The sequence below is a fragment of the Streptomyces pyxinicus genome, assembly GCF_024753135.1.
Classification (GTDB): domain Bacteria; phylum Actinomycetota; class Actinomycetes; order Streptomycetales; family Streptomycetaceae; genus Streptomyces; species Streptomyces pyxinicus.
This window is the reverse complement of sequence record NZ_JANUGP010000002.1, coordinates 273,508-292,468: the sequence shown is the minus strand read 5'-3', so window position 1 is coordinate 292,468 and position 18,961 is coordinate 273,508. Positions and strand designations below refer to the sequence as shown.

The following is an 18,961-nucleotide window of genomic DNA, read 5'->3' as shown; positions in this document are numbered from 1 at the left end:
TTGTCGGTGGGATCCGGCAGAATTGGTGTCAGGGCCAGCGCACGCGGCCGGGTTTCACCGGCAGAGGTAATCGAGGGGCACGTATGTCCGGACTGATCGACACCACGGAGATGTATCTCCGCACCATCCTCGAACTCGAAGAGGAAGGCGTCGTCCCCATGCGCGCGCGCATCGCGGAGCGGCTGGACCAGAGTGGGCCGACGGTGAGCCAGACGGTGGCGCGGATGGAGCGCGACGGTCTGGTCTCGGTGGCCAGTGACCGCCACCTGGAGCTGACGGACGAGGGGCGCCGGCTGGCGACGCGCGTGATGCGCAAGCACCGCCTCGCCGAGTGTCTCCTGGTCGACGTCATCGGCCTGGAGTGGGAGCAGGTGCACGCGGAGGCGTGCCGGTGGGAGCACGTGATGAGCGAGGCGGTGGAGCGGCGGGTGCTGGAGCTGCTGCGGCACCCGACCGAGTCGCCGTACGGCAACCCGATCCCGGGTCTGGAGGAGCTGGGCGAGAAGGACGGCGCCGATCCGTTCCTGGACGCGGGCATGGTCTCGCTGGCCGACCTGGACGCGGGCTCGGACGGCAAGACGGTCGTGGTCCGCCGGATCGGGGAGCCGATCCAGACCGACGCCCAGCTGATGTACACGCTGCGGCGGGCGGGCGTGCAGCCCGGCTCGGTGGTGAGCGTGACGGAGTCGGCGGGCGGGGTGCTGGTGGGCAGCGGCGGTGAGGCGGCCGAGCTGGCGGCGGACGTCGCCTCGCACGTGTTCGTCGCCAAGCGCTGACAGAGAGCCCCGGCGCCTGCGGCGCCGGGGCCTGTCCTCCCCTGTGCTGACCCGGAGCCCCGAGCTCCCAGGGTCATCCCCTTCGGACCGTTTTTCCCCGAGCGGTCCGCCTCCCGCCTGAAAGATCCCCTCGAAGACGGCGATCATTCCTCGGCGGGTGTCACTCGAAGGAGGGGTGTTGTCTCCAGAGACGGAGTTCTCGAAAGCGCATTCGATAGTCTGCGGGCGGCAGTACGACGGCAGAACACCGGTACGAAGCAGGCGGAGCTGGGGGGTGCCAGGCCCATGGCACGGCGTATCGAGGTCACGGGAGCGGGCGGCGCACGGCTGGCCGCCTGGGAGTTCGCCGACCCTCCGAAGGAGGACCCGGACGGCGCCGGTCCCGGCACTCCGGGCCTGCTGTTACTCCACGGTCTGATGGGCCGCGCCTCGCACTGGGCCGCGAGCGCCCGCCGGCTCGCCGAACGGCACCGCGCCGTCGCCCTGGACCAGCGCGGCCACGGCCAGAGCGCCAAGCCCGCCGAGGACGCGTACACCCGGGAGGCCTACGTCGCGGACGCCGAGGCCGCCATCGAACAGCTCGGCCTCGCCCCCGCCGTCCTGGTCGGCCACGCGATGGGCGCGCTGACCGCCTGGCAGCTCGCCGCCAAGCGTCCCGACCTGGTGCGCGGCCTCGTCGTCTGCGACATGCGGGCCTCCGCGCTCGGCGCGGCCTCCCAGCGCGAGTGGACCGACTGGTTCCGCTCCTGGCCGGTCCCCTTCGCCACGCTCGCCGACGTCCGCAGGTGGTTCGGCGAGGACGACCCCTGGCTGGAGCGCCCCGACCCGGCCCGCGGCGCCTTCTACGCCGAGGTCATGCAGGAGGGCCCCGACGGCTGGCGTCCGGTCTTCTCCCCCGACCGCATGCTCGCCTCCCGCGAGACCTGGGTGTACGACGCCCACTGGGAGGAACTGGCCCAGGTCCGCTGCCCCACCCTGGTCGTCCGCGGCCTGGACGGCGAACTGGGCCGCGCCGAGGCCCAGGAGATGGTCCGGGTCCTGCCCCACGGCGAGTACGCGGAGATCACCGACGCCGGCCACCTCGTCCACTACGCCCAGCCGGAGGCCTGGCGCTCGGTGGTGGAACCCTTCCTGGACCGGGTGCTGACGGCATGACGGGCCAGATCTGCCAGACCGGCCAGGAAGCGTTCCTGAAGGCCTTCCACGCGCGCCACCCGGCCGTGACGACCGAGGCGTTCGCCGGTGCCCGCGCCGCCGACGGCCGCTCCAGCTACGCGATCCTGCGGGACCTGGTGGCTGGCCGCCGCCGCGTCCTGGACCTGGGCTGCGGCGACGGCTCCCTGCTGGAACTGCTCGCCGCCACCCCCGGTCGCCGGCTCGCCGGGGTGGACCTCTCGCCCGACTCGCTGGCCCTGGCCCGCCGCCGCCCGGCCCTGTCGACGGCGGCCCTGGCGGAGGCGCGCGCCCAGTACCTGCCCTTCCCGGACGACGGCTTCGACGCCTGCGTCTCCCACCTGGCCCTGATGCTGATGGCCGACATCGAGCGGGTCGTCGCGGAACTGGCCCGCGTCCTCGTCCCCGGCGGCCTGCTGGCCTGCGTCACCGGTGCGGGCGGGGGCGGCGCGGGCTACGAACTGCTCGGCGAACTGCTCCCCACGGCCCTCGAACGAACACCGCCCGCCCGCCGCATGCCCACCCTGGGCGACCGCCGCACCCGACACCCCGAGCACCTCGCCTCCCTGCTCACCACGGCCGGATTCGCCGCCCCCGACCAGCAGACGGTGCCCCTCGACCTGAGCGCCCCACCGGAGCACGTCTGGACGGCCCTGTCCGGCCTCTACGACTTCGCCGCCCTGGACACCCCCGCCCTGACCGCCCTGCGCGAGCAGTTCCTCACCCACGCCACCGACCGCACCACCCCGTCCGGCGCCCTGCCCTGCCACTTCCGCGTGCACGTCACCACGGCGTCCCCCGACCGGCAGTGAGGCCCCTGGGCGCCCGGGAACGCCGTACGACCCCGGGTTGCCCTGGCGCGACAGGTCGCGCCGGACGGCGACGGGCCGGCCCCGCCGGTTCCGCGAGCCGTGCCGCCGAGCGCCGGGTCCACGACGGACACTGTGTACGACCGGCCGCACTCGGCCGGGCAGGCGGATCCGCCGTCAAAGGTGCCGCTGGGCGTACACCGGGCGAAAGGATGGGCCGCAGCTGCTCAGGCCGCCGAGCCCACGGCCCCTGCCAACTCGCGCACGCCCGCCACCCTCGGGTGACGGGACCGCAGGTCGCTGACGATCTGCCGGATCGCGGGCCGGTCGCGGACCTCTCCCGGGGAGACGCGCACTGCGGCCAGCAGCTCGGCAGCCGTCTGCTCCGCCTTGCCCCACTGCCACCACGCCCGTCCGAGGTCGGTATGCATCCTTCCCCTGCGCTCGGCCGTGGCGAACTGGCCCTCGCGCAGCTCACGGCCGGCCTCCAGCGCGGCGCCCGCGTCCCCGAGTGCCCAGTGGACGCCGACGGAGTACAGGTCCACTGCCGCCGGCGTGATGGGGAACAACCGCCCCTCGGGCGCGACGTCGGGGAGGTCGCGGGCGGCCCGCACGGCGTCACCCATCATCGCCAGGGCCTGGTCACGGTCCCCGGCGCGCGCCGCGGTGTACGAGGTCGTGCACAGCATCTGCGCGTACGCCGAGCGCTGAGCATCGGTCCGCAGCCCGGTCCCCTCGACCTGGGTCACGGCGTCGAGGATGTGTCGCTCGGCTGCGGCGGGCTGGTCCTGGTGCCGCAGCACGATGCTCAGCTCCCGGGCCGCCGCGGCGGCGGCGAGCGGCGAAGCACCTGACCGGCACCGGCCCCGTCAAGGAAGTGCGTGAGCTGGGCTTCCGCTACGGCGTGGAGGTGACAGCGGGCTCGCTCTGGCCCGTCGTGGAGGCCGCCGAGTCGCACAACGTGTTCTTCCCCGCACCGCACCGGTCGAACACCCCAACGAACAGGCGTGCGGCCCGACTTGGGCCCTGTCCGAGAACCGGTACCGTGCGGGGGCCGACCGAGTTCGGTGGGCACCCGACCAGACAAGGACGACCCGCGATGCGCGTTTCTGTGATCGGCTGCGGACACCTCGGCATCCCGCACGCGGCAGCGATGGCCGAACTCGGCCATGAGGTCGTCGGCGTGGACGTCGACCGGGCCAAGGTCGACCGGCTCAACGCCGGCAAGTGCCCCATCTACGAGACCGGGCTGCCGGAACTGCTCGCCCGGCACACCGCGAGTGGGCGCCTGCGTTTCACCACCGACATCAGCGAGGCCGCCGCCTTCGCCGAGCTGCACTTCATCGGCGTCGGCACCCCCATCGACGCCGACGGCCGCTCGTACGACACCGCACAGGTCTTCGGCGCGATCCGCCAGCTCGCCCCCCACCTCGACCAGCCGTGCACCATCGTCGGCAAGAGCACGGTCACCGTCGGCACCACCATGAAGGTCACCGCCCTCGCCCAGCGTCTCGCCCCGGCCGGGGACGGGGTCGAGGTCGTGTGGAACCCCGAGTTCCTGCGCGAGGGCCACGCCGTGGAGGACACCCTGCGCCCGGACCGCCTCATCGCCGGCGTCACCACGGCGGAGGGCGAGAAGACGATCCGCGCCGTGTACGCCAGGATCATCGACGCCGGTGTCCCGATCTTCATCACCGACCCGCAGACAGCCGAGCTGGCCAAGGGCGCCGCGAACACCTTCCTCGGCCTCAAGATTTCGTACATCAACGCCGTCGCCGACATGTGCGAGGCCGCGGGCGGCGACATCGCCCAGATCGTGGACATCCTCGGCATCGACCCGCGAATCGGCAGCGGCGGGATGCAGCCGGGCATCGGCTACGGCGGCGGATGCCTGCCCAAGGACGTACGCGCCTTCACCGCCTCCGCGCGGGCCCTCAGCGCCGAGGGCGCCGTCTCCCTCCTGCGGGCCGCGGAGGTGATCAACGAACAGCGCACCGACGTCGCACTCCGACTCATCGAGCGCGCCCTCGGCGAGCGGCCCGTCAGCGGGTCCCGGATCACCGTGTGGGGTGCCGCCTTCAAGCCGGGCACCAACGATGTGCGCGAGTCCCCGGCCCTCGCCCTGTCCCAGGCCCTCCAACAGGCCGGCGCGGGCGTCACCGTGCACGACCCGCAGGCCGTACCCACGGCGATGGTCCGCAACCCGGAATTGGACTACACCGACGACCTGGCCGCCTCCCTCGACGGCGCCGACATCGTCGTCCTGGCCACCGAGTGGTCCGAGTACCGGCAGGCCGACCCCCGGGCCCTGGCCGGCCGTCCGGCCGTCGCCCTGCTTGTCGATTGCCGCACCACCCTCGACGCCGAGCCCTGGCGGGCGGCAGGCTGGACCGTCCACCAACTCGGCCGCCCGGGAAAGTAGCACGGGCCCGGCCATGACCAGCGATGACGTACTTCTTCACCGCGCCGCGGACGCGGGCGCCCGCGTCCGCGGCCGACGTATGGCTGCGCTTCTGCGAGTCCTGATTCGTCCGCGTCCTCGTACGCGTCCTCGTTCCGCAGTTCGTGCCCGCGAGGGCGGGACACAGATCGGCTGAGCGTCGTCACGGCTGACGGAGTGAGTCAGCTCAGAGGGCATGGCCGGCCGTGGAGGGCCCGGAGTCGGAGGACGACGAGGCCGAAGAGGCTGAGGCCCCGAGGCCGGTCCGCCGTGAGAGCAACCGGCGCTTCACGGCTCTGGACGCCGTTCCCGCCCTCAAGCTGACGCCACGTCCCCGGAACGGATGCCTGCGACCCCCGCCGGAGGCCGACCGCCTCTTCCTCCGGTGTCCGAAGCTCGGGCCCTACCCCTTGCTCACCGCCCCCAAGATCTCCGGCAGCCGGGACGCCGTGCGCGGGGCCGACAGGCGTAGGCCCGTGCAGGTGAGCGTCGTGCCGTAGGCCGTGCCGGTCGGGAGGAGGAGCCAGGTCCAGGTGGTGCCGCCCGCGGTGACGTGGAGGGTGATGGTGAGGGCGATGAGCGGGGCGCACAGCAGGGCCGCAGCGATCATGCCGCCGAGGATGGAGATCCAGGCCAGGCTGCCCTGCCCGGCGGCGATGTTCTTGTGGCCCTCCTGCGGGATGGAGTACGGGAAGCGGGCCGAGGTCCACGCGCCGGTGGCCAGCATCGCCCCGAGCAGGGCGAGGGAGAGGCCCAGCACCTCCGGCAGCCGGCTCCACGCGCCCAGCAGCGCCGAGGTCACGACGGTCACGAGGACGGAGTAGGGAAGGGCGATCAGCAGCAGGGCCAGGGCCCGGCCGCGCAGTTCGGCGTGGGCGTCCCGGGGCGAGGAAATGGTCGTGGCCACCATCCAGAAGGCGGAGGTGTCCTGCCCGAACTGGTTGTACATCTGGATGCCGAGCATCCCGGCGGCGAAGCACGCGAAGTAGACCGACCCGGTGCCCTGCACCGCGTTGAACACCGGCACGATCAGGCCGATGGCCAGCGAGGTCACCCAGGCCGCCTTGGTCTTGGGGTCGCGCCAGATGTAGCGCAGGCTGCGTTCCATGACCGTGCCGATGCGGCCGCCCGGCAGCAGTCGCGCGAGGCCGCCGGTCCCGGCCCGGTCCCGGGTGCCCGCGTCGGCCGGCTGGAGCGTGGAGCCGTCCGGTGCGGTCATCAGGCGGGTCAGGACCCGGGACCAGGTCGACAGCAGTAGCGTCAATCCCAATGCAGAAAGCGCTAGTTGGGTCAGTGTCGTGCCGTACGCGCCCTCGCTCGCGGAGCGTACCGCCGCTACCGCCGACGCCGGCGGTATCCAGGACAGCACGTCCGCGACCGGCCGCAGTTGCCCGAGGCCGGAGGAACCGAGGCGCTGGGCGCCGAAGTTGACCGCCTGGGCGCCGACCGCGATCACCAGTCCGCTCAGGACGGCCAGATCGCGGCCCTTCCTGCTGGTCAGCAGCCGTACGTTGGCGGTGGCCACGGTCCGGGCCAGTGCCACGCAGCTCAGCAGGACCAGGACGAGGGCGACCGGCGCGACCACGTACCCGGCGGGGCCGTGCGCCGGGGCCAGGACGCAGCCCGCCAGGATCAGCAGCGTGAACAGCGGGCCGATGCCGAGCAGGGAGGCGGCGAGCAGGGATCGGATCAGTGGCCGGGGGCGCAGCGGGAGCAGCACCAGGCGGGTCGGGTCGAGGGTCTCGTCGCCGCTCGGGAAGAACAGCGGCAGCACCGCCCAGCCCAGCGCCAGCACGGCCGTGCCGGTCACGGCCGCCACGTCGGCGTGCGCGTGCCCGCGCAGCAGGAGCAGGCCCAGCAGTTGCGCCAGGGCGAACAGGACCGCGGCGACCGCCGAGAAGACGAACGCGGCCCGCCGGCCGCCGGACTGGCGCAGCCCGTTGCGCAGGAGGGACAGCTTCAGCCGTACGACGGTGGAGGTCACGCTCGTCATCGGACCGCACCGCCGCCCAGCCAGTCGAGGTCGGAGCCGGTGTGCCGGTCGTGCGCGCCGACCAGTTCGAGGAACGCGGCCTGGAGCGTCGGATGGGCGCCGCGCACCTCGGCGAGCGTGCCGGTGGCGCGGATACGGCCCGCCGCCAGTACCGCGACCCAGTCGCACAGCGACTCGACCAGCTCCATGACGTGGGAGGAGAACACCACGGTGGCGCCGGAGGCGGTGTACCGCTCCAGCACGCCCCGGATGGTCTGCGCGGACACCGGGTCGACCCCCTCGAACGGCTCGTCCAGGAAGAGCACTTCGGGGTTGTGCAGCAGGGCGGCGGCGAGCCCGATCTTCTTGCGCATACCGGTCGAGTAGTCCACGACCAGCTTGTGCTGGGCGCCGGCCAGGTCGAGGACGTCCAGCAACTGGGTGGCCCGCTTGTCGACCTCGGCGCCGGGCAGTCCGCGCAACCGCCCCGAGTACGCGAGCAGTTCGCGTCCGGAGAGCCGCTCGAACAGGCGCAGCCCCTCGGGCAGCACCCCGATCCGCGCCTTCACGGCGACCGGGTCCCGCCACACGTCGTGCCCGGCGATCTCCACGGTGCCCTCGTCGGGCCGCAGCAGCCCGGTCACCATGGAGAGGGTGGTGGTCTTGCCCGCCCCGTTCGGCCCCACCAGGCCGACGAACCGGCCCGCGGGCAGCTCCAGATCGATCCCCCCGACAGCCACCTGCTGCCCGAACCGCTTCCAGAGCCCCCGTACACGTACTGCCGCTTCGGTCATACCCGAAGGCTACGGGGCCGCGACGGACCGCTACCGGTCCCGCCCGCACGCGTAGGCCAGCGGCGAGACCAACTCCTCCGCGTCCGGCAGCCACCGGTTCGCGGGCGTCGGCCGGCAGGCCCACTGCACGGCGCCCCGGGAGCCGAAGCGGGTGGGCGGCGCGGCCACGTACGCCCCCTCGCCGAGGACGGCCAGGTCGAGCGAGGCGAGCGACCAGCCGAGCCTGCGCACCAGGTCCGGCAGCTTCGCGGCCGCGCCCGGCAGTACGAAGAAGTGCATCCGCCGGTCCGGGGCCAGCGTCACCGGGCCGAGCGTCAGCTCCAGCCGCTCCATCCGGGCCAGCGCCAGGAAGCCCGCGCTCTCCGGGACGGACAGCGCGTCGAAGCTCCGCCCGGTCGGCAGCAGGATCGAGGCGCCCGGCTGCTTCTGCCACAGCCGGCGTACGACGGTCGCGCTGCCGGTCGCCTGGGCCGCCCAGTCGGGGCGCGCGGGGTGCGCACCCGGCGCGGGGCAGGAGGCGTCCCCGCACGAGCAGCGCTGCGTTCCGACGGCCGCTTCCAGCCAGGTGCCCGGGACCACGTCCCAGTGCCGCTCCTCGGCGTACCGTACGGCGTTGTCCAGCAGTGATTCCCCGCGCTGCTGCGGAATCCGGCCGGCAGTCTGGATGTCTTGGGCGCCCGCGATCGTCTCTTCCACGCCCCACTCAACTCCCGCGTCCAACGGGAGTTACGGCTCTATCGCGCGCGGGGGAGGAGCATCGCTTCCGCAACCGGGGCGCATGGGTGCACGCCTGGGGGCGCGTAGGAGGAGGCGGGAGGTGAAGCGGGTAGTCAGGGGTGGGGGTGGCTCCAGTCGTTACCCCGGCAAATCGCACATGTCGCGCATTGACGGTATGTCGGCTGGGCAGTGATCTTCCCGACACGCTCCAGGGGATCGCAACAGGGGGTAAGCACATGGCCGCAAGGCCTCTAGTGGCGAGGCAGCCGAACGAACGGCTGCAGGCACTCATCCAGGAAGCGGGATGCTCCAACGCCGGGCTGGCCCGGCGGGTCAACATGTGCGGCGCGGAGCACGGTCTCGACCTGCGCTACGACAAGACGTCCGTGGCCCGCTGGCTGCGCGGCCAGCAGCCGCGGGGCCGGGCGCCTGCGATCATCGCCGAGGCGCTCGGGCGCAAGCTCGGCCGTACGGTCACGATCGACGAGATCGGCATGGCCAACGGCAAGAACCTCGCCTCGGGGGTCGGTCTCCAGTTCTCGCCGACGGTACTGGGGGCCATCGAGCAGGTCTGCGAGCTGTGGCGCAGCGACGTGGGGCGCCGGGACTTCCTGTCCGGCTCCTCCGTCGCCGCCTCCGCGCTGGTCGAGCCCAGCCGCGACTGGCTGATCTCCGCGCCGGACGCCCAGGTGGCCCGGCAGGCCGGCCCGCGCGTGGGCCAGTCCGACGTGGCGGCCGTCCGGTCCATGACCCAGGCGCTGACCGACCTCGACCACCAGTACGGCAGCGGGCACGTGCGCCCGGTCGTCGTGCACTACCTGAACAGCGTCGTCTCCGGGCTGCTCGCCGGCTCCTACCGGGAGGCGGTCGGCCGCGAACTGTTCGCCGCCGTAGCCCGGTTGACCGAGCTGGCCGGATACATGGCGGTCGACACCGGCCAACCGGGCCTCGCCCAGCGGTACTACATCCAGTCGCTGCGCCTCGCGCAGGCCGCCGGGGACCGCGGGTACGGCGGCTATGTGCTCGCCGCGTCGATGAGCCACCTGGCCGCGCAGCTCGGGAACCCGCGCGAGATCTCCCAGTTGGCGCGGGCGGCGCAGGAAGGGGCGCGCGGGCAGGTGACCCCGCGCGTGGAGGCGATGTTCCACGCGGCCGAGGCCCGCGGACACGCGCTGCTCGGCGACGGACGCGCGGCGCAGGCGGCGACCGGCCGGGCGCTCACCGCGATGGAGGCGGCGGACACCTCCTCCGGGGACGACCCGGTGTGGATCCGGCACTTCGACGAGGCCTACCTAGCCGACGAGTTGGCGCACTGCCACCGCGACCTCGGCCAGCCCGAGGCGGCGGCCCGGTACGCCGGGCAGGCGCTGGCCGGCCACCCCGAGACCCGGGCCCGGAGACGCGCCATCGGCTATGTGCTGCTCGCCACGGCCCAGGTGCAGCAGCGCGAGGTCGAGCAGGCCTGCGCCACCGGCGTGAAGGCGGTCGAGCTGCTGGAGACGCTGCGCTCCAACCGCGGCGCCGAGTATCTGGAGGATCTCCAGCACCGCCTGGAGCCCTTCCGTGACGAGGCGGTGGTCAGGGAGTTCGGGGCGCGTCTCGATCTTCAGGAGGCCGCCTGAACAACGGCCCCGCGCGCGCGTGAACACCAGGCGAACGGCACCCGTACGGCCACCGGGTGCCCTCGACAGCGCGGCGCGGGGCGTTTTGCCACCGCTGTCACAGGGAAGGAGATGGCGCCCAGAGCTGCGTGGCACCCGGCTCCGGGGACCCGGTAGCGTGAGCCGACGATTCACAAGGTCCCCCATTGGTAGGAGTCCCGGTGACGCAGAGTGGACAGGGCGAGGAGCCCTCGGAGCGGAACGCGCGCGAAGGCGTCGTGCTGCCCTCCGACGGAAGCGCGCCCCTGCTGCCGGGCCAGACCGGTACGCCCGCCCCCGCGGCCCCGGCCGGCGGCCAGGCCTGGGGCGGCTCCTGGGGCCCCGAACAGCAGCAGCCGCGGGATGCGCGGCAGGGCCAGGGCCGGCCCCCGGCGGCGGCCCCGCAGTGGGGCGGCCCCGGCGCCCCGGCGAACCCGGGCCCGCTGCCCCCCGAGGGCGCCCCGGCCCCGTCCTACGGCGGCGGGCAGGCGGCCGGGCAGGCGCAGTACGGCGGCGTCGCCCCCCAGCCCGGCTACGGCGCCCCCCAGCCCGGCTACGGCGCCCCGCAGCCGGGCTACAGCGGCGCGGACCCCTATCAGCAGCCGTACCAGCAGCAGCCCCAGCCCCACCAGCAGCAGGCGTACCCGCAGCAGTCGTACCCCCAGCAGCCCTATCAGCAGCAGCCGTACCCGCAGGAGCCGTACCCGGTCGCCGGTGGCCCGCTGCCCCCGACGGCCGACGGCGCCACCCAGTACATACCGCCGGTGCCGAGCGGGCCCGCGGACGAGGGCGCCACCCAGTACCTCCCGCCCGTCCCGGCCGCCCCCGCCGACGAGGGCGCCACGCAGTACCTGCCGCCGGTGACCGGGGGCGCGCTGCCGCCGGAGTCCGCCGGTGAGGAGACGCGGTACCTCGGCCACCGCTCCCAGCAGCAGCAGCAGCCGCAGGCGCAGGCGCAGCAGCCCGGGTCCGCCGACGCGGAGGCCACCCAGTACCTCCCGCCCTACGCCGGACAGGCCCAGGACGGCGAGCGGCAGCCCCCGGCCGAGTTCGACAACCTCTTCCGGGGCCCCGGCGGCGAGGGCGCCCCGGCCGGGTCCACCCAGCAGCTCCCGCGCGTCCCGCAGTCGGACACCGGCCCGGCGCGGGCGTCGTACACCCCGGCAGGCCCCTCGCACAACGGTCACGGCGGTCACGGCGGTCACGGCGGTTACGACGACTACGACGCGGGAGACGACGGCGGGCGGCGCGGCGGCCGGTCCAAGGTGCCGCTGATCGCGGCCGTCGGCGTCGTCATCGTCGCCCTCGGACTCGGGGCCGGCGCGCTGCTCAGCGGCGGGGGCGACAAGAAGGCGGCCGACGACGGCAAGACGGTCTCCGCCACCTCCCCGGCCGCGGGCGAATCCTCCGCCGCACCCGACGCCGACCCGGCCCGGCAGCAGGCGGTCGCGCTCGACAAGCTGCTCGGCGACAGCGGCAGCAGCCGCGCCTCGGTGATCCAGGCGGTCGCCGACGTCAAGCAGTGCGACAACCTCGACCAGGCCGCCGGCAACCTGCGCGACGCCGCCAAGCAGCGCGGCCGGCTGGTGACCCGGCTCGGGCAGCTGACCGTGGACAAGCTGCCCTCCCACGGCGAGCTGACCGCCGCGCTGACCAAGGCATGGCAGGCCTCCGCCGCGGCCGACGACCACTACGCGGCCTGGGCCGGACAGGCCAAGAACCAGAAGGTCTGCCGCAAGGGCCACGCCCGGACCACCGGCGAGACCCAGGCCGGCAACCGGGAGAGCGGCACCGCGAGCGCGCAGAAGGCGCAGGCGGCCCAGCTCTGGAACGCCATCGCCCGCGAGTACGGCCTCACCCAGCGCCAGCCGACCCAGCTCTGACGGGCCGACGCCCGGCGCTCACTGCACATCCGCGTGCTGGAGGGTGGCGGTCATGTCGGCGATGCCGTCGGGGCCGCCGATGCCCTTGCCCGCCGCGACCAGCTTGCCGTCCCTCACCACCTGGAGGGTGACGTCGGCGTTGACCAGGCGGGAGAAGCCGACCCCGGCCAGCTTGCCCTCGTAGGGCCAGCGCAGGTCCGGGGTGAGGCCGCCGGTGGAGACCCGCAGCCCGCCGTTGAGGGCCCGGCGCACGCTGTCGGCGCCGACCTCGCCGTCCCCGATCTTCTCCAGGACGGCCTTGAGCACGGTGTAGGCGATCCAGGTGGTCTGCACACCGGCGTCCGCGGGGTCGATGCGGTTGTCGCCGAAGGCCTCCTCGTCGATCACCTTCTTCATCCCGTCCCAGCGCGCGTCCGAGGCGGGCGGGTACCAGCCGGTGATGTACGCGCCCTCGTACGGCGAGGACGCGCCGCCGGTGGTGTTGATCACCGTCTGGTCGACGCTGCCCAGCACAGTCGCCGTGCGCACCGCCGGGTACCCGGCGCGGGCCCGCCGGAAGGAGTCCATGAAGGTGTCGGTGCGGTCCCCGAGCGCGGGCACCACACAGCCCTCCTTCGCCGGGTTCCCGGTCGCCGCGCGCAGCGCCCGCTCGGCCTGGCCGCCGTACTCGGTGGCGTCCTCGGCGGCGAGCTGGTCGGCCGCGTCCGGGTGCCCGCCGGCCTTCAGCCCGGAGTCGAGCATGGCGGGCAGCTCGTCGCCGGCGATGCTGTCGGGCCGGACCAGCACGACCGTGCCGCAGGTGCCGGCGAGGGCCTTGCCGAGACCGGCCAGCAGGGTCGGCTGGCCGCCGTTGACCGGGTACGACATGCTGCCGGTGAACTCGTCGTTGGTGACGCCGTAGCCGCCTATGTAGGGGATGCCGGCGCTCTCCAGCGGGGCGAGGTAGGAGTCGCCGAACTGGCTGTAGGAGCCGACGACCGCGACCACGCCCTCGGCCGCCGCGCGCCGGGCGCATTTCGCGGCGCCCACGCTGTCGTTGTGGTCGTTGCAGGTGAGGACCTCAAGGCGGTGCCCGGCGATACCGCCCTGCGCGTTGACCCACTTCGCGTAGGCGAGCGCCATCGCGGGCATGCCGGGCTTGTTGGTGGCGTCGGTGTCCTGCGGCGCCCAGGTCATCACCTTGACCGGGTCGCCCGCGGCGCCCCCCGCGCCGCCGGGCACGAGCCCGCACCCGGCGGTGAACGACGTACACAGGGCCAGGGCGCCCGCGGCCAGGGCCGTGCGCCGGACGGGACGGGAGAGTACGGGGAGGGTACGGGTGCGTCGCCTGCCGGTCATACACCCGCACGATTCCCGGGCGCCGCGAACCCGGGAGTGACCCTCGGTCGACGAAAGGTGACACCGGGGTGAATTACCGGGGCATGTGAGGCTTCTGTGCCGGGGAACGTACGATCGATGACCGTGCAAGGTTCGGAGAACTCTTCCCGTCGCGGCCGTCGCTCCTCCACCATGGGCGGCATGCCCCTGAACGACATGCCGTGGTGGCGCTGGCGCACGCACGTGCGCTCGGCGCTGCACATGCTCTCCGACCCGGTGTTCCAGCGGGACGTCTGGCTGGCCGGCGTGGACGGGTACGGCGACGTCACCGACGCCGTCTACCGGCTGGTGGAGGACACCTGGCTGGACAACTGGTCGGCGGAGAAGTACGTCGGCACCATCTTCCGCGACTCCCAGGAGGCGGCGCTCGTCGACACCGCCGTCCTGCGGGTGCTGCGGATCATGCACCAGGTCGGGCCGGACGCGCCGGTCGCCGCCTACCTGGAGCACGAGGCGTGGCCGGAGGCGGTGCGGGCGGCACGGGACGCGCACGTGCGGCTCGCCGCGAGCGACGGCGACGACCCCGACGTGCCGCCGCGCAGCCTGGAGATCCTGCGGATCGTGACGCGGTCCGGGTAGCGGACGGCGGCCCTCGGCCGGGGCCGGGTGTGGGATTCTGTGGTGCATGAACGAGCAGTCCGCGCCCGCCGCCGCCCCGGCCGACCAGTACGTCCTGACCCTGTCCTGCCCGGACAAGCAGGGCATCGTGCACGCCGTCTCCAGCTATCTCTTCATGACCGGCTGCAACATCGAGGACAGCCAGCAGTTCGGCGACCACGACACGGGTCTGTTCTTCATGCGCGTGCACTTCTCGGCCGAGGCGCCGGTGACGCTGGAGAAGCTGCGGGCCAGCTTCGCCGCGATCGGCGACTCCTTCCACATGGACTGGCAGCTCGACGGGGCCGACACGAGGATGCGGATCCTGCTGATGGTCAGCAAGTTCGGGCACTGCCTGAACGACCTGCTGTTCCGGGCCCGGATCGGCGCGCTGCCGGTGGAGATCGTGGGCGTGGTCTCCAACCACACGGACTTCGAGGAGCTGGTGGGTTCCTACGGCATTCCGTTCCACCACATCCCGGTCACCAAGGACACCAAGTCCGAGGGTGAGGCGCGGCTGCTGGAGATCGTGCGCGAGGAGAACGTCGAGCTGGTCGTGCTCGCGCGCTACATGCAGGTCATCTCCGACGACCTGTGCAAGCGGCTCAGCGGGCGGATCATCAACATCCACCACTCGTTCCTGCCGAGCTTCAAGGGCGCCAAGCCGTACCACCAGGCGCACGCCCGGGGTGTGAAGCTGATCGGGGCGACGGCGCACTACGTCACCGCCGACCTGGACGAGGGGCCGATCATCGAGCAGGAGGTCGAGCGCGTCGGCCACGACGTGACGCCGGACCAGCTGGTGGCCGTCGGCCGCGACGTGGAGTGCCAGGCGCTGGCGCGGGCCGTGAAGTGGCACGCGGAGCGGCGGATTCTGCTCAACGGGCGCCGGACGGTCGTGTTCGCGTAGCGGCTCGGCGGGTGGTGTTCGTCTAGCGGCTGGACGGGTGGTGTTCGTCTAGCGGCTGGGCGCGAGGGGTGTGTCGGCGGCTGCGGGCGCGTGGGGGTTGATCGCGCAGTTCCCCGCGCCCCTGTCGGGCGCGGAGGCGTGGCCGTCGGCTGCGGGTTCGTGGTGGCTGGTCGCGCAGTTCCCCGCGCCCCTTTGGGGCCCGGGAGTCACAGGCGGCTCAGGGCCGCCGTCGCGTAGAGCACGTCTCTGATGGCCTCGCGGTCGCCGTCCTGGCCCGCCGCCGCTTCCTCCGGGGGCAGGTGGCCCGCGGCCAGGCGGCAGAACTCCACGCCGTCCAGGGCGACATGGGCCACCTCGTGCGCGGCCGAGCCCACCGCGCCCGGTGAGTCGAGCGGGATCAGCCACTGGCCGCCTGCCGCGCCCTCGATCTCCAGCCGCAGGCTCTGCCCGGGCGCTCCGGCGCTGACCAGGTGCGGGGCCGTACCGGGCGCGGACAGGCCGGCCCGGCGGCGCTCGGCGAGTGCGGCAGGCAGCAGCCGGGCCGCGAGGTCGATCATCCGGTGCAGCTGGCGCGGCGCGGGCGGGTCGTAGGGGTAGTCCACCGCCACCGCGATGTCCTCCGCGTGCACCCAGCACTCGAAGGCGCGGTCCAGCATCGCGTCGTGCAGCGGCAGTTCGATCCCGCCGTACGGCACCCCGAGGCCGCCCGCGTGGCCGCCGGTGAACGACACCGTCCGCACCAGGGCGTGGCTCTGCTCCCGCCAGGGTCCGCGCACCGCGGCGGTCGGCGGCACGCGCGAGGCCCGCCAGAACGCCTCGGTGCGCCCGGTCGGCCCGGCCGCCTCCGCGCCCTCGGCCACCGGGTCCGGCAGGCCCAGGGCGCGAGCGATCAGGCCGTCCACCGCCAGCAGGTGCGCGATCACCCCGGCGACGGTCGTCCGCCGGTGCGCGGGCGCGTCGGCCTCGAACCAGCGCAGCCGCACCGGCGCGTGCCACTCCGCGTCCCCGAAGTCCTGGAGCAGCGCGTCGAGCCGCGCGGTCTCGGTGTCGTACGCCGCCGCCCAGTCCGGGACCGGGACGCGGGGCGGCCGGCGCTGCAGGCAGGTCGCCAGCACCCGGGTGCGCAGCCCCGGGTCCAGGTCGAGGCTCTCCGGCTGGTGCAGCAGCCCGACCGCCTCGCGCAGCCGCCGTGCCTCGTCGGCACAGGCTCCGCAACCGCCGAGGTGATCCTCCACGGCGGCCGTCTCCGCCGCCGAGCAGGCCGCCAGCGCCCACGCGCCGAGCAGCGATTTCAGGACATCGTGGGGCAGGTCCAGCGGGGCGGGCAGCACGTCGTCCGGGTCGGGCAGCGCGCGTTCGCCGTCCTCGACGGAGGCGCGGGGCAGCGGGATGCGGGGCGGCTCGACGGGGTCGGGCGCGTCCCGGGACGGGTACCGCTCGTCCTCTGATCGCTGCCGCCCGTCCTCCTCGCGGTCGTCGTCGTGCGCCCCGTGTCCGCCCGCGCCGCTCACCGCGCACCTCCCGGTTCCGGAGGGACTCCGGCGTCGTGGGCGGTGGACAGCAGTTGCAGGCCGAGCCGGAGCCGGCGGCGGGCCTCGTCCTCGGTGACGTTCAGGTCGGTGGCGGTCTGGCGGTAGTCCCGGCGCTGGACGTAGGCCAGTTCCAGGGCGGCGCGCAGCGGGGCCGGCATGGCGTGGACGATGTCGTAGGCGCGGGCGGCGACCGAGGCGTGGCGCACCTTGCGCTCCAGTTCCCCGGCATCGCCGCCGAGGCCGTGGCCCAGCGCGGCGGCCTCGCTGTCGCGCAGCCGCCCGACCGCGAGCCGGCGTGTGACGGTGGTGATCCAGGTGCGCAGCGGGCCCTGCCGCGGGTCGTAGGTCTCGGGGTGCTCCCAGACGTGGGCGAAGACCTCGCGGGTGACGGTGTCGGCGGCCTTCTCCTCGCCGAGGACCCGGTGGGCGAGGCTGTGCACCAGCGAGGCGTACCGGTCGTACAGCTCGCCCAGGGCCGCCGCCTCCCCGCGCGCCAGCCGCTGCTGCATCTTGCGGTCCCCGCGGGGCGGTGCGTCCTGCCCGGCCATACGGTCCCTCCCCTCGCCCGTGCTGCGTACTCCCGTGCCCTGTACTCCGTGCTCCGTGCCCTGTACTCCGCGCTCCGTACTCCGTGCTCCGGCGTCCAGCCTCTCCGCGCCGTCCTCTCGAATGTAGTCGGCACGTCCGACAGCGCACGCCCCTTTGTGACAATGTGCGCCCCCCGTGGCACCGCAGGTGATAGTGCCCTCTTCACACAACCTTCACGCGAGGCGCGGCCACCTCTGATCGAACACGATCGATAGTGACCGAAACAAGCCCCTTGTCGATCATCGCCGGTTTGTGGCCCGGCGTTTCAGGGAACGGCCGCTGGGCAGCCGCGCGGAAAGAAGCGTAGGAACTTGCTCCACTTCCGGGCGGTTCCGGGCGATCCGGCGAGCGGAGGGGCGTGGCCGTGACATTCAAGGTGACCGACGTCGAACAGGGCGGGTGGTGCGTGCTCCGGGTCTCCGGGGAGCTGGATCTGATGACCTCGCCGGTGCTGCGGCAACGGGTGCACGACGTCGTCGCCGAGGGCGGTCACAGCCTCGTCGTGGACCTCTCCGACGTGTTCTTCTGCGACTCCAGCGGGGTCGGCGTGCTCATCGCCGCCCGCCGTCTGATCCGCTCCTGCCAGGGCAGCCTGCGGCTCATCCTGCCCGACCGGGGCGCCGAGGACGGCTCGCACGTCAACCGCGTGCTCGGCGCGCTCGGCGTGCGCCGTCTGTTCGACGTCCACCCCGATCTCGACTCCGCGACCACCGACGAGGCGGGCCCCCTCTCGGCCTGAGCCCGGTCACGCCGCACCGGGCGCCTTCGCGACAACGCCACGGCGCGGTCGCGGGATGTCCCCGGTCCGGGCACAACCGACGGTTTTCCGTCGTCCGCCGCCCGCCCGCGTCGTACGCTCCCTGTCCGATCGTCCCCACACAGGGTCCGATCGTCCCCACACAGGTAAGGCGGGCACCACGACATGGTCAGCACCGAGTACGAGCGCCGGATCGCGGCCCGGTTCGCCACGTTCGACCAGGACGGCAACGGCTCCATCGACCGCGAGGACTTCAGCGCCGCGGCCAAGGCGGTGCTCGCCGAGTTCGCCGTACCCGCCCGCTCGGACAAGGGGCAGGCGCTCTACGCCGGTGCCGAGGCCTTCTGGCAGGGCATGGCCGGCATCGCCGACCGGGACGGCGACCAGCGCATCACCCGCGAGGAGTTCGTCACCGGCGCGGTCAAGCGGCTGCGCGACAACCCCGACCGCTTCGCCGAGATCGCCCGCCCCTTCCTGCACGCGGCCCTCGCGGTCGCCGACGCCGACGACGACGGCCGGGTCCCCCTCGCCGACACCGTGCGCGTCCTGAAGGTGCTGCGGGTCCCTGCGGAACTGGCCGAGGCGATCGCGGCCGGCCTCGACACCGACGGCGACGGCAAGGTGGCCGAGACGGAGATCGTGCCGGCCTTCGCCCGCTACTTCACCGTGCCCGAGTAGATCGCCACTTCACCGTGCCCGAGTAGATCCGCCCGCGGCCCGGGGGAATCCATGGCCCACGATGTAACGGATCGTGGCACGACGGAATCACGGAGCGTCGATACCGGGTTGTGTCCTTCTCGCGACTCGTCACGGCCTGGAGTCGGGGGTCCGCTCCGGTACCTTGTGTGGGATGCGAGTGGCTGCGAGCACGAGCCGTGCCGCCGGCGCCCCCCGGGTGGTGCCGGTCCGCGCGATGCGCGTCGCTGTTCGCGAGGCGGTCGAGATGTCGGAGCCCGCCTGTTCGACTCCCCGGCACGAGCGTCGCACAGTATGCCG

The 18,961-nt window shown here is 73.6% G+C and carries 16 protein-coding genes and 1 pseudogene; 10 read left to right on the top strand and 7 right to left on the bottom strand.

Annotation, left to right across the window (positions count from 1 at the left end; translation table 11 throughout):
• Positions 1-83 precede the first annotated feature (83 nt).
• From NX794_RS03825 to NX794_RS03815, 3 genes are all read left to right on the top strand, one after another.
• A complete protein-coding gene (locus NX794_RS03825) occupies positions 84-776 on the top strand; it encodes an iron-dependent transcriptional repressor DtxR (RefSeq protein WP_258776683.1) in 693 nt (230 codons plus the stop codon).
• 285 nt (positions 777-1,061) lie between these two features.
• Complete coding sequence (locus NX794_RS03820; protein WP_258776682.1) at positions 1,062-1,931, top strand: alpha/beta fold hydrolase; 870 nt, start codon at positions 1,062-1,064, stop codon at positions 1,929-1,931.
• Entirely contained in the window at positions 1,928-2,761 is an 834-nt protein-coding gene (locus tag NX794_RS03815; RefSeq protein ID WP_258776681.1) for a class I SAM-dependent methyltransferase, read from the top strand. Before NX794_RS03820 ends, NX794_RS03815 begins: the two co-directional genes overlap by 4 nt.
• Positions 2,762-2,985: 224 nt before the next feature.
• Here NX794_RS03815 and NX794_RS03810 read toward each other — a convergent pair.
• A pseudogene (locus tag NX794_RS03810) lies at positions 2,986-3,603 on the bottom strand (transcriptional regulator); the annotation flags it as partial.
• A gap of 254 nt (positions 3,604-3,857) precedes the next feature.
• Between NX794_RS03810 and NX794_RS03805 the strand changes: the two are divergent.
• Entirely contained in the window at positions 3,858-5,180 is a 1,323-nt protein-coding gene (locus NX794_RS03805; RefSeq protein ID WP_258776680.1) for a UDP-glucose dehydrogenase family protein, read from the top strand.
• Positions 5,181-5,601: 421 nt separating this feature from the next.
• Here NX794_RS03805 and NX794_RS03800 read toward each other — a convergent pair whose 3' ends face one another.
• The 3 genes from NX794_RS03800 to NX794_RS03790 are packed head-to-tail and all read right to left on the bottom strand — an operon-like array spanning position 5,602 to position 8,660.
• The gene (locus NX794_RS03800; RefSeq protein ID WP_258776679.1) at positions 5,602-7,191 is read right to left on the bottom strand and encodes a transporter; all 1,590 of its coding nucleotides are present in this window, start codon (positions 7,189-7,191) and stop codon (positions 5,602-5,604) included.
• Positions 7,188-7,964 (bottom strand): ABC transporter ATP-binding protein, encoded by a 777-nt coding sequence (locus tag NX794_RS03795; RefSeq protein ID WP_258776678.1) that lies wholly within the window; start codon positions 7,962-7,964, stop codon positions 7,188-7,190. Before NX794_RS03795 ends, NX794_RS03800 begins: the two co-directional genes overlap by 4 nt.
• Positions 7,965-7,994: 30 nt before the next feature.
• Entirely contained in the window at positions 7,995-8,660 is a 666-nt protein-coding gene (locus tag NX794_RS03790; protein ID WP_258776676.1) for a bifunctional DNA primase/polymerase, read from the bottom strand.
• A gap of 257 nt (positions 8,661-8,917) precedes the next feature.
• Here NX794_RS03790 and NX794_RS03785 point away from each other — a divergent pair, with 257 nt between their 5' ends.
• Both NX794_RS03785 and NX794_RS03780 read left to right on the top strand, forming a co-directional pair.
• Positions 8,918-10,303 carry an NsdA family TPR-like regulatory protein gene (locus NX794_RS03785; protein WP_258776675.1) on the top strand — a complete coding sequence of 462 codons (1,386 nt, stop codon included), beginning with the start codon at positions 8,918-8,920 and terminating at the stop codon, positions 10,301-10,303.
• A 200-nt stretch (positions 10,304-10,503) separates the two neighbouring features.
• The gene (locus NX794_RS03780; protein ID WP_258776674.1) at positions 10,504-12,204 is read left to right on the top strand and encodes a hypothetical protein; all 1,701 of its coding nucleotides are present in this window, start codon (positions 10,504-10,506) and stop codon (positions 12,202-12,204) included.
• An 18-nt stretch (positions 12,205-12,222) separates the two neighbouring features.
• On the opposite strand, the gene NX794_RS03775 is transcribed toward NX794_RS03780, so the two are convergent.
• A complete protein-coding gene (locus NX794_RS03775) occupies positions 12,223-13,542 on the bottom strand; it encodes an ABC transporter substrate-binding protein (protein WP_258776673.1) in 1,320 nt (439 codons plus the stop codon).
• 117 nt (positions 13,543-13,659) lie between these two features.
• On the opposite strand from NX794_RS03775, the gene NX794_RS03770 reads away from it, so the two are divergent.
• Positions 13,660-14,160 carry an SCO4402 family protein gene (locus NX794_RS03770; protein ID WP_258776672.1) on the top strand — a complete coding sequence of 167 codons (501 nt, stop codon included), beginning with the start codon at positions 13,660-13,662 and terminating at the stop codon, positions 14,158-14,160.
• 46 nt (positions 14,161-14,206) lie between these two features.
• On the top strand, positions 14,207-15,088 hold the full coding sequence (gene purU, locus NX794_RS03765) for a formyltetrahydrofolate deformylase (RefSeq protein WP_258776671.1): 882 nt from the start codon (positions 14,207-14,209) through the stop codon (positions 15,086-15,088).
• Positions 15,089-15,294: 206 nt separating this feature from the next.
• Here purU and NX794_RS03760 read toward each other — a convergent pair whose 3' ends face one another.
• Positions 15,295-16,599, bottom strand: a complete 1,305-nt coding sequence (locus NX794_RS03760) for a maleylpyruvate isomerase N-terminal domain-containing protein (protein WP_428985843.1) — start codon at positions 16,597-16,599, stop codon at positions 15,295-15,297.
• Positions 16,596-17,168 carry a sigma-70 family RNA polymerase sigma factor gene (locus NX794_RS03755; RefSeq protein ID WP_258776670.1) on the bottom strand — a complete coding sequence of 191 codons (573 nt, stop codon included), beginning with the start codon at positions 17,166-17,168 and terminating at the stop codon, positions 16,596-16,598. Before NX794_RS03755 ends, NX794_RS03760 begins: the two co-directional genes overlap by 4 nt.
• Before the next feature lie 398 nt (positions 17,169-17,566).
• Here NX794_RS03755 and NX794_RS03750 point away from each other — a divergent pair, with 398 nt between their 5' ends.
• Positions 17,567-17,947, top strand: a complete 381-nt coding sequence (locus tag NX794_RS03750; protein WP_258776669.1) for an STAS domain-containing protein — start codon at positions 17,567-17,569, stop codon at positions 17,945-17,947.
• A gap of 183 nt (positions 17,948-18,130) precedes the next feature.
• Complete coding sequence (locus NX794_RS03745; RefSeq protein ID WP_258776668.1) at positions 18,131-18,643, top strand: EF-hand domain-containing protein; 513 nt, start codon at positions 18,131-18,133, stop codon at positions 18,641-18,643.
• Positions 18,644-18,961: the final 318 nt, after the last annotated feature.